3 protein-coding genes are annotated in these 3,676 nt (G+C 73.1%); 1 reads left to right on the top strand and 2 read right to left on the bottom strand.

Annotation, left to right across the window (positions count from 1 at the left end):
- Window positions 1–66: 66 nt before the first annotated feature.
- Together AOK15_RS39335 and AOK15_RS39330 are read right to left on the bottom strand one after the other, a co-directional pair.
- Window positions 67–963 carry an SURF1 family protein gene (locus AOK15_RS39335; RefSeq protein WP_055523809.1) on the bottom strand — a complete coding sequence of 299 codons (897 nt, stop codon included), beginning with the start codon at window positions 961–963 and terminating at the stop codon, window positions 67–69.
- Window positions 964–1,037: 74 nt separating this feature from the next.
- A complete protein-coding gene (locus AOK15_RS39330; protein ID WP_079058951.1) occupies window positions 1,038–1,472 on the bottom strand; it encodes a nuclear transport factor 2 family protein in 435 nt (144 codons plus the stop codon).
- A gap of 243 nt (window positions 1,473–1,715) precedes the next feature.
- Between AOK15_RS39330 and AOK15_RS39325 the strand changes: the two genes are divergently transcribed.
- On the top strand, window positions 1,716–3,545 hold the full coding sequence (locus tag AOK15_RS39325) for a S9 family peptidase (RefSeq protein ID WP_079058950.1): 1,830 nt from the start codon (window positions 1,716–1,718) through the stop codon (window positions 3,543–3,545).
- The last annotated feature ends 131 nt before the right edge of the window (window positions 3,546–3,676 follow it).

Genomic DNA, 3,676 nt, shown 5'->3' with positions numbered 1-3,676 from the left:
CTCCCGCGAAGCGGAACCCGCCCAGTGACGCCGGGCCCGCCCTTCACGTCCCGGGCGGGCCCGGCGTCACTGGGCGGGTTCCGCTTCGCGGGAGGGGTCCCGCTCCTCGCCGGAACGGCCCGCCTCCGCCTCCTGGCCGGCCCCGGAACCACCGCCGTCCCTCGACGCACCCTCCTTCGGGTGCGGGTCCGCCGAGCCGTCCCCCTCCGGGACCAGCCCCAGCTGTTCGTCCCGGATGAACTCGATCTCGCGGCGCAGCAGCCGGAACCACATGAAGACGACGAAGCCGGCGAAGACGAACCACTCGCCGGTGTAGCCGAGGTTCTGGAACGCCTTGAGGTCGAGCCCGCTGTCCTGCGGCGCCGTCGCCGGCACGGCCTTCATCTCCGCGTCGCCCTTGTCGAGGGTGACCCAGGCGTCGTACAGGTCGTCCGGCACCAGGTTCACCAGCGTCGCCGCGCTGATCGCCCCCGTCTGGCCGGCGGGGAGACCGCCCTGCACGGGCACACCGTTGGAGCCGGGCGTCTCGGACGCCTGGAGCGAGCCGGTCACGGTGACCTCGCCGGTGGGCGCGGCCGGCGCCCGGTCCGGGTCCGCGGTACCGGGCAGCCAGCCCCGTACGACCGGCAGCGACTTGCCCCCGTCGGTGCGCAGCAGCGTCAGGACGTAGAACCCGTCCTTGCCGTCCAGCTCGCGGTGGGGAACCAGGAGCTGCTCGCCGTACCGTCCGGTCGCGGTGACCAGCTCGCCGGAGGTCTCCTTGTCGACCGGCAGCAGCTGGTCCAGCGGGCGGGCCGGGGCCCGGTCCGCGGGGTCGACGCGCTCGGTCGCCGTGCGGTGGTCCTGCATACGGTCCTCGAACCGGCTCAGCTGCCACGACCCCATGAACACGCAGAAGGGGATGGCGAGCAGCACGAAGACGTTGATCCCCCACCATCGGGGCGTCAGCAGAAACCGGTACACGCCTTCCACCGTACGGTGCCCGCACCGCCCGCCCGGCCGCGGGGTCGGCCGGGTCGACCATGCGGCAGAGCGGTTCAGTACCGCTCGACGAGGTGCTCCCGGCCTGCCGGCGGCTCGTACGGCTCGGGCCAGAAGTCGATGACGGAGGTGATCCGGCCGTGCGCGTCCCCCGTGAAGAAGGAGACCGCGTCCATCTCCTCCGGCCCGACCGTCACCTGTATCCAGCTGACGACCTGCCCCGGCTCGGCGACGATCCGCTCGACGCGGGCGTGCCAGTCCGCCGGATAGTCGCGGTTGAACCGCACATACCGCTCCCGGCCCCGGATCCGCTCCCTCGTCTGCGGCAGCTCGTACACCACGTCCTCGGCCAGGGTGTCGGCGAACGCGTCCCAGTCGCGGGCGACCGCGCTGGCCCAGTACGTCTCGACGGTCCCGCGCAGTACGCCCGCCGGGGTGCCCGCCGTCGGCACAGCGTTCGTCGAGGTCGGCACATCGTTCGTCGGGGTCATGCGGCGAGTCTGCACCCGGCCACTGACAATCGGTCCCGCAATCGGTCCGGGGCGCCCGGACATCCGGTCGGGAGCCGCCTGCGCGGTCGCCCTGTGCCACCCGGTCGTGGTCCCGGCCGCAGTCGGGCTCGACCTGCGCGTTCACTGGTTGTCCACAGGCGCGGGGGCGGCGCCGGGCGGAAGTTTTCCACAGGCTGGGGGCCTCGGCGACGCAATGTCCGACGGGCGGGGCAATATGGGGCCATGACTGAGAGCAACGGGTCCACCCCGCAGCAGCAGAGCGGGTCCATGCCCGACTGGGAGAAGAGGTTCCGGGCGCCGAGGGTGTCGCTGCCGGACTGGGCGGAGGACGCGCCGCACCGCTCGCTGTTCGTCTCCAACGCCACGGGCACGTACGAGTTGTACGCGTGGGACCGGGTGACCGGCGAGCAGCGCCAGGCCACGGACCGGGCCAACGGGACGACGGACGGCGTGCTCTCGCCGGACGGCGAGTGGATCTGGTGGTTCGACGACAAGGACGGCGACGAGTTCGGCGTCTGGCGCCGCCAGCCCTTCCAGGGCGGCCCCGACGAGGAGGCGACGCCGGGCCTGGACGCGTCGTACCCGGCGGGCCTGGCCATCGGCCGCGACGGCCGCACGGCGGTCGTCGGCCGCTCCACCGACGAGGACGGCTCGACGATCCATCTGGTCCGGCGGGGTTCGGCCCCCGTCGAGATCTACCGACACCGCGAGTCGGCCGGCGTGGGTGACCTCTCGCACGACGGCTCGCTGATCGCCGTCGAGCACACCGAGCACGGCGACGCGATGCACTCGGCGCTGCGCGTGGTCCGCCCGGACGGCACGACGGTCGCCGAGCTGGACGACACCAAGGGCGGCACGATCGAACTGGGCCTGGAGGTCCTCGGCTTCGCCCCCGTCGTGGGTGACACCCGCCTGCTCATCGGGCACCAGCGCCGGGGCCGCTGGGAACCCCTCGTCTGGGACGTGGCGTCCGGCGAGGAGACCGACCTCGGCCTCGCCGACCAGCTGGAGGGGGACCTGAGCGCCGAGTGGTATCCGGACGGCTCCGCGCTGCTCGTCGTCCACAGCTTCGAGGCCCGCAGCGAGCTGTGGCGCTACGAACTGGCGACGCGCAGTCTGGAGCGCGTCAAGACCCCGAGGGGCACGGTCTCCGGGGCCACGGCCCGCCCCGACGGCAGCGTGGAGTACCTGTGGTCGTCGGCCGCCGAGCCGCCGGTCGTGCGGTCCACGACGGGCGAGGTCGTCCTGGACCCGCCGGGCCTGAAGTGCCCGGGCTCGGTGCCGGTGGAGGACGTGTGGGTGGAGAGCCCCGGCGGCCGGGTGCACGCGCTCGTGCAGCGCCCGGTCGGCGTGTCCGGCCCGTACCCCACGCTCTTCGAGATCCACGGCGGCCCCACCTGGCACGACAGCGACTCCTTCGCCGCCGGCCCGGCCGCCTGGCTCGACCACGGGTACGCGGTGATCCGCATCAACTACCGCGGCTCCACCGGCTACGGCCGGGCCTGGACCGACGCCCTCAAGCACCGGGTCGGCCTGATCGAGCTGGAGGACATCGCGGCCGTCCGCGAGTGGGCGGTGAGCACCGGCTTCGCCGACCCCGACCGCCTCGTCCTGACCGGCGGCTCCTGGGGCGGCTACCTCACCCTCCTCGGCCTCGGCACCCAGCCGGACCTGTGGAGCCTCGGCATCGCCGCCGTCCCCGTCGCCGACTACGTCACCGCGTACCACGACGAGATGGAGGCGCTGAAGGCGATGGACCGCACCCTCCTCGGCGGCACCCCGGAGGAGGTCCCCGAACGCTTCGCGGCCTCCTCCCCGCTGACGTACGTCGACGCGGTGAAGGCCCCGGTCTACATCTCCGCCGGGGTGAACGACCCGCGCTGCCCCATCCGCCAGATCGACAACTACGTCGACAGACTGGTGGCCCGCTCCGCCGTCCACGAGGTCTACCGCTACGACGCGGGCCATGGCTCCCTCGTCGTCGACGAGCGCATCAAGCAGCTCCGCCTGGAACTGGACTTCGCCACCCGCCACCTGGGGGTGGACGCATAGAACCCGTCGCCCCTCACCGATCGCGCACGCCATTCACCGCTTGCGGCTCAGTGCTCACGGCTCACCGCTCAGGCGGCGGCCAGCGCTGTCGGCTCCCGGGACTCCGCGGGGTCCCGGGAGCCGACAGCGCT

The organism is Streptomyces ossamyceticus (assembly GCF_001418475.1).
Classification (GTDB): domain Bacteria; phylum Actinomycetota; class Actinomycetes; order Streptomycetales; family Streptomycetaceae; genus Streptomyces; species Streptomyces ossamyceticus.
The sequence above is the reverse complement of the archived record's forward strand: the minus strand, read 5'-3'. Positions and strand labels throughout refer to the sequence as shown.

Coding starts and splice junctions, on each gene's coding strand:
- AOK15_RS39330 (WP_079058951.1), bottom strand. CDS start 1,472: ATGACCCCGACGAACGATGTGCCGACCTCGACGAACGCTGTGCCGACG.
- AOK15_RS39325 (WP_079058950.1), top strand. CDS start 1,716: ATGACTGAGAGCAACGGGTCCACCCCGCAGCAGCAGAGCGGGTCCATG.